Origin of the sequence: Selenomonas sp. oral taxon 126, assembly GCF_001683335.1 — a bacterium.
Lineage (GTDB): Bacteria > Bacillota > Negativicutes > Selenomonadales > Selenomonadaceae > Centipeda.
Window position 1 is genome coordinate 2,311,445 of record NZ_CP016201.1, and the last position, 6,465, is coordinate 2,317,909.

At 60.4% G+C, this 6,465-nt stretch carries 5 protein-coding genes; all 5 read left to right on the forward strand.

What is annotated here, in order from left to right; all coding sequences use genetic code 11:
* The first annotated feature begins 149 nt into the window (after window positions 1-149).
* Window positions 150-1,241: a DNA-processing protein DprA gene (gene dprA / locus AXF19_RS10530; protein WP_066848560.1), complete on the forward strand. Its 1,092-nt coding sequence runs from the start codon at window positions 150-152 to the stop codon at window positions 1,239-1,241.
* Window positions 1,204-3,546 carry a type I DNA topoisomerase gene (gene topA / locus AXF19_RS10535; RefSeq protein ID WP_066848563.1) on the forward strand — a complete coding sequence of 781 codons (2,343 nt, stop codon included), beginning with the start codon at window positions 1,204-1,206 and terminating at the stop codon, window positions 3,544-3,546. Before dprA ends, topA begins: the two co-directional genes overlap by 38 nt.
* Window positions 3,543-4,880, forward strand: coding sequence for a methylenetetrahydrofolate--tRNA-(uracil(54)-C(5))-methyltransferase (FADH(2)-oxidizing) TrmFO (gene trmFO / locus AXF19_RS10540; RefSeq protein WP_066848566.1), 1,338 nt, complete (start codon window positions 3,543-3,545; stop codon window positions 4,878-4,880). Before topA ends, trmFO begins: the two co-directional genes overlap by 4 nt.
* Window positions 4,877-5,416: an ATP-dependent protease subunit HslV gene (gene hslV / locus AXF19_RS10545; RefSeq protein WP_066848568.1), complete on the forward strand. Its 540-nt coding sequence runs from the start codon at window positions 4,877-4,879 to the stop codon at window positions 5,414-5,416. The genes trmFO and hslV overlap by 4 nt, the downstream gene beginning before the upstream one ends.
* Window positions 5,413-6,465, forward strand: a 1,053-nt coding sequence (gene hslU, locus AXF19_RS10550) for an ATP-dependent protease ATPase subunit HslU (protein ID WP_237141598.1), incomplete at its 3' end; no start/stop codon positions are given. The genes hslV and hslU, both read left to right, overlap by 4 nt.

Here is a 6,465-nt window from a genome sequence, read left to right on the forward strand (position 1 = left end):
TCTCTTCCTTTGCCTTCTTGTTTTCCTCATGCTATACTATGTATTTGGTGATGAGCTGTTCCCGCGATGAACTTTCTACATTAAATGGAAAATTATTCCTGTCGGTTGCATTATTGTATAATTTTATGTAATATGGGGAGCGTACCGTCATGGAGGATCGATGGTATTTAGCGGCATTACTCCAATGCCCTCATGTCGGCAGTGTGCGCATGCGCCGTCTGTGTGCGGCTGTGCCCGAGGCGCGGAAGATCCGGGAGATGTCCGCTGCAGCTCTGCGTGCGACGGGCATTCTGTCCGATGCACTGGCAGATGATCTGGCACGCCATATTCAGGCGCATCCCGATCTGCCGGAGCGGATTGCGGCGGACTGCGCGCGTGCGGAGGTGTCCGTCATCACCATTGATGACGATCTCTATCCCGTTGTGCTGCGCGAGATCTTCGATCCGCCGCTCGTCCTCTACTATCGCGGTACACTCGTGCCGGATGCGCGTCGGATCGGCATGGTTGGCGCGCGTAAGTTCACCGCCTATGGTGAGGCTGCAGCGATGGAGTTTGCCGAGCGGCTTGCGGCGGCGGGTGTGACTGTCGTGAGCGGAGCGGCGCGCGGCATCGATACGCGTGCACATCGCGGGGCGCTGCGCGGCGGCAGGACAGTTGCCGTGCTCGGCTGCGGCGTGGATATTGCGTATCCGCCGGAGAACCGCCGTCTGCTCGCGCAGATCGTCGAGGCGGGCGGCGCCGTGATCTCCGAGTATGCACCGGGGACACAGCCGCTGCCCGTCTTTTTCCCCGCACGCAACCGCATCATCAGCGGACTCTCCGAGGGGACGCTCGTCGTCGAGGCAGCAAAGCGCAGCGGCTCGCTCATCACGGCGGAGATGGCGCTCGCCGAGGGGCGGGACGTGTATGCGATTCCGGGCAGCATCTACTCGCCGCAGAGCAGCGGATGTCACAACCTCATCCGCGCGGGGGCGCGCCTCGTGGAGTCCCCGCAGGAAATCCTTGAGGAAATGCACCTTGCAGAACCTGCGCGCCGCCCTGCACGCGATCAACTGACACCGGAAGAAGCACGTATTTATCAGGTATTGTCCTTTGACCACGCGCTCACGATGGATGAGATCGTGGACAGTATGCCGGAGCATATTATGGCGAATATTCCGCTGCTCCTGCTCCAAATGCAGCTGAAGGGAATTATTACAGAGAATGAAATGCACGCCTATCGGCGCGTTGAAAGGAACTGACGGATTGGCTACGCTGACATCTGCATCGAAAACGAAAACATCCAAATCGAAAGGCGCAAAGACTACGAAAAATACGAGTGCGTCGGGAAAGAAATCATCTAAAAAGATCCTTGTGATCGTCGAGTCGCCCGCGAAGGCGAAGACCATCGAGCGCCACCTTGGGAAGAACTACATTGTGAGAGCCTCCATGGGACATCTTCGCGATCTGCCGAAGAGTCAGTTCGGCATCGATGTCGAGAATGAATTTGCGCCAAAGTACATCAATGTACGCGGTAAGGGGGAGCTCATCCGCGCGCTCAAAAAAGAGGCGAAGAACGCGGACAAGATCTATCTCGCAAGCGATCCCGACCGCGAGGGCGAGGCGATTGCATGGCATCTGGCGTTCATCCTCGGCGTTGACCCCGAGAAGGACTGCCGCATCGTCTTCCACGAGATCACAAAGCCTGCAATCGAGGAGGCGGTGCAGCACCCGCGCCCGATCCACATGGAGCAGGTGGACGCACAGCAGGCGCGCCGCATGCTCGACCGCATTGTCGGCTATAAGCTCTCGCCGCTGCTTTGGCGCAAGGTGCGCAAGGGGCTGTCCGCCGGGCGCGTGCAGTCCGTGACCGTGCGCCTGATCTGCGATCGGGAGCGCGAGATCGAGGCGTTCCGGTCCGAGGAGTATTGGACGGTCGAGGCAAAGCTGAAAAAGGGGAAGAATGCCTTCATGGCGGATGTCACGCATGTGCGCGGAAAGAAGCTCGCGCTGCACAGCGAGGCGGAGACGAAGGCGCTGACGGACGATCTCGCACGGCAGGACTTTACCGTGAAGGAGGTCAAGCGCAGCGAGCGCCGCAAGAAGGCAGCGCCGCCCTTTACGACCAGCTCCCTGCAGCAGGACGCCGCGCGTAAGCTCGGCTTTACCTCGGGGCGCACGATGATGATTGCTCAGCAGCTCTACGAGGGCGTTGTGCTCGGACGGCACGGCGCAACGGGTCTCATCACGTACATGAGAACGGATTCCACACGCATCTCGAACCTCGCTGTGGATGAGGCGCGCAGCTATCTCAGCGAGACGTACGGCAAGGACTATGTGCCGATGCGTCCGAATATCTACGCGATGGGGAAGAAGGCGCAGGACGCGCATGAGGGCATCCGCCCGACGAGCATCGTGCGTACGCCGGCGGATGTCGAAGCGTATCTGAACCGCGACCAGCTGCGCCTCTATACGCTGATCTGGCAGCGCTTTGCCGCGAGTCAGATGTCCGCCGCCGTCTACGATACGATTGCGGCGCAGATTGCGGCGGGGGACTACCAGCTGCGCGCACACGGCTCGAAGCTGAGGTTCAAGGGCTATACCGCCGTCTATGTGGGCGCGGAGATTGCAAAGAAGGAAAAGGATACCCTGCTGCCGGAGCTCGAGGCGGGCGATGCGCTTGCACTCTCAGAGCTGAAACCCGAGCAGCATTTCACGGAGCCGCCGCCGCGCTACAACGACGCGTCGATTGTTAAGACGCTCGAGGAGATGGGAATCGGACGCCCGAGTACCTATGCGCCGATCATCGAGACGATTCAGAAGCGCGGCTACGTCGAGCGGCGTGAGAAGCAGTTCCGCCCGACGGAGCTCGGCTTTATCGTCACCGATATGCTTGAGGAATACTTCAAGGACATCGTGGATGTGAAGTTCACTGCGAATCTCGAGGGAGAGCTGGACGAGGTTGCGGATGGCACGCTCGACAAGAACGATCTGCTCCGCAAATTCTACGAGCCGTTCGACGAAACACTAAAGCAGGCAGAGGATGTGATCGGCGAGGTCGAGATTCCCGACGAGGTCACGGACATCCCCTGTGACAAATGCGGGCGCATGATGGTGGTTAAGCAGGGGCGCTTCGGAAAGTTCCTCGCGTGTCCCGGCTTCCCGGACTGCCGCAACGCGAAGCCGCTGCTGCGCGATACGGGCGTTGCGTGTCCGAAATGCGGCGGCAAGATCGTCGAGCGCAAGAGTCGGCGCGGGCGCGCGTTCTTCGGCTGCGATCACTATCCGGACTGTGACTATACAACGTGGGACGAACCACAGCAGGAGAAATGCAAGGTCTGCGGCTCGTTCATGCAGAAGCATCGTTACCGCACGGGGCGCAGCATCCTCTATTGCAGCAATGAGGGCTGTGAATCGAGGGTCGGCAGCCCGATCGAAAAGGAGCTCGCGCGCCAGAAGGAGCGTGCGGCGGCTCAGGCGGCGAAGGCGGACGGCGCGCCCAAGGCAGAGGCGAAGGGCAAAGCGGTGAAGAAGACTGCCACGCGCCGCAAGGGAACGCGCGCATGAAGAAGATCATCGTCATAGGTGCAGGGCTCGCGGGAAGCGAGGCGGCGTGGCAGGCAGCGGAGGCGGGCGCACGGGTCGAACTCTATGAAATGCGCCCGCTGCGCAGATCGCCCGCACACAAGACGGACGGCTTTGCCGAACTCGTATGCAGCAACTCCCTGCGCGGCGCAGGACTTGAAAATGCCGTCGGTGTCCTCAAGGAGGAAATGCGGCGGCTGCATTCCCTCATCATGGAGGCGGCGGACGCGACAGCCGTCCCCGCCGGCGGGGCGCTCGCGGTCGACCGTACGGCATTCAGCGATTTTGTCACGCAGCGCATCGAAGCGCATCCCAATATCAGCGTTCACCATGAGGAGATCACGGAGATTCCGTCAACCGATGAGGCGATTGTGATCTGTGCCTCGGGGCCTCTCACGGACGGCGCACTTGCCGATGATATCGGCAGACTGATCGGCGGCGATGCACTCTATTTCTACGATGCGGCCGCACCGCTCGTCAGCTTTGCGAGCATTGATATGACGGCGGCATACCGTGCCTCCCGCTATGGGAAGGGGGAGGCGGCATACATCAACTGTCCGATGGACGAGGCGCAGTACGATGCGTTCTGGACGGCTCTGACGACAGCAGAGACGGCAAAGGCGCATGATTTCGAAAAGGAGATCTTCTTCGAGGGCTGCATGCCCGTCGAGGTCATGGCAGCGCGTGGCAAGGATACGCTCCTCTACGGGCCGTTAAAGCCCGTTGGCTTGGAGCATCCCGAGACAGGTGTGCGTCCTCATGCTGTGGTGCAGCTGCGGCAAGACAATGTGGAGGGGACGATCTACAACATCGTCGGTTTTCAGACGCGGCTCAAATGGCCGGAGCAGCGCCGCGTCTTTCAGATGATTCCGGGGCTGACGGAGGCGGAGTTTCTGCGTTACGGCGTGATGCACAGGAACACCTTTATGAACGCGCCGCGCCATCTGCGTCCGACCTTCCAGTTCCAGAGGAATGGGAATCTCTTCTTTGCGGGGCAGATGACGGGCGTGGAGGGCTATGTCGAGTCCGCCGCATCGGGACTGATGGCGGGCGTGAATGCCGCACGGCTTGCGGCGGGGGCGGAGCCGCTTGTGTTTCCGCAGACGACCTGTCACGGCGCGCTGGCGCATTATATCACGACCTGCGACCCCGATCACTTTCAGCCGATGAACATCAATTTCGGGCTGCTTCCGCCGCTCGAGAATCTGCCGCGACGCACGCGCAAGCCGCAGAAAAAACTTATGCTCGCGGAGAGAGCCTTGGATGAACTCACAAGATTTCATGTGGAGTATATGAAAGGACTATACACAGTATGACATTTCATGCAACAACCATTGTTGCCGTCAAGAAGGGAAACAAGGTAGCCATTGCGGGCGACGGTCAGGTCACGTTCGGCGAGCGTGCCATCATGAAGGCAAATGCGCGCAAGGTGCGCCGCCTCTATCACGGCAAGATCCTCGCGGGATTTGCAGGATCGGTCGCGGATGCATTCACCCTGTTCGAGAAGTTCGAGGTGAAGCTCGAATCCTACAGCGGCAACCTGCAGCGCGCCGCCGTGGAGCTTGCGAAGGACTGGCGCACGGACAAGGTGCTGCGCAAGCTTGAGGCGCTGCTGCTCGTGGCGGACAAGGACGGCATCCTCATGATCTCCGGCAATGGTGAGGTCATTGAGCCGGATGGGGACTGTACGGCAATCGGCTCGGGCGGCTTCTTTGCACTCGCTGCGGCGCGTGCCCTCGTCGCACACAGCGCAATGGAGGCTCCTCAGATCGCGCAGGAAGCGCTGTCGATCGCCGCAGACATCTGCGTCTATACGAATCATAATATTACGGTGGAGGTACTGGAATCATGAGTCAGATCGGAGTCAACGAACAGACGCCGCGCGAAATCGTTGCCGAGCTCGACAAATACATCGTCGGTCAGCACGAGGCGAAGCGCTCCGTTGCCATCGCACTCCGCAACCGTTGGCGCAGCCGGCAGCTGGATGATGAGATGCGCGAGGATGTTGTGCCGAAGAACATCCTGATGATTGGCTCGACCGGCGTCGGCAAGACCGAGATTGCGCGCCGTCTCGCGCGCCTCGTACGCGCCCCGTTCCTCAAGGTCGAGGCGACGAAGTTCACGGAGGTCGGCTATGTGGGACGCGATGTCGAGTCCATCGTGCGCGATCTCGTGGAGACCTCCGTGCGCATGGTACGCCGGCAGAAGATCGACGAGGTGCAGGAAAAGGCTAAGGAGAACGCCGAGGAGCGTCTGATCGACGTATTCGTTCCGCCCGCGAAGAAGAGCGCAAATCCGCTCAGCAACCTTTTTTCATCCGATCAGGAGGAAAAGCAGGAGCCGGAGGAGCCGCCGAAGTATCAGGCGGGGCGTGAGTGGGTGCGCAAGCGTCTCAACAAGGGAGAGCTCGAAAATGATATGATCGAGATCGACGTGGAGGAATCCGCGCGGCCGATGGGCAGCATGTTTGCAGGTTCGTCTCTGGAGAGTATGAGCGACAATCTGCAGTCCATGATCGGCAAGCTCGTTCCGAAGAACCGTCGCAAGCGCAAGGTCACGGTCGATCAGGCGCGCAAGATCTTCACAGCCGAGGAAGCGGACAAGCTCATCGATATGGATGTCGTTGCCGAGGAGGCGGTGCATACTGCCGAGTACAGCGGCATCGTCTTCCTCGATGAGATCGACAAGGTGGCAGTCAGCAACGGGCGCAGCGCGGGCGCGGACATCTCGCGCGAGGGCGTGCAGCGCGACATCCTGCCCATTGTCGAGGGCTCGACGGTCATGACGAAGTATGGCCCTGTCAAGACAGATCACATCCTCTTCATTGCGGCGGGGGCATTCCACACGGCAAAGCCCTCCGATCTCATCCCCGAGCTGCAGGGGCGATTCCCAATCCGCGTC

Bases quoted from the DNA above. Each gene is read 5' to 3' on its own strand.
- dprA (WP_066848560.1), top strand. From the start codon at position 150: ATGGAGGATCGATGGTATTTAGCGGCATTACTCCAATGCCCTCATGTC.
- trmFO (WP_066848566.1), top strand. From the start codon at position 3,543: ATGAAGAAGATCATCGTCATAGGTGCAGGGCTCGCGGGAAGCGAGGCG.
- topA (WP_066848563.1), top strand. From the start codon at position 1,204: ATGAAATGCACGCCTATCGGCGCGTTGAAAGGAACTGACGGATTGGCT.
- hslV (WP_066848568.1), top strand. From the start codon at position 4,877: ATGACATTTCATGCAACAACCATTGTTGCCGTCAAGAAGGGAAACAAG.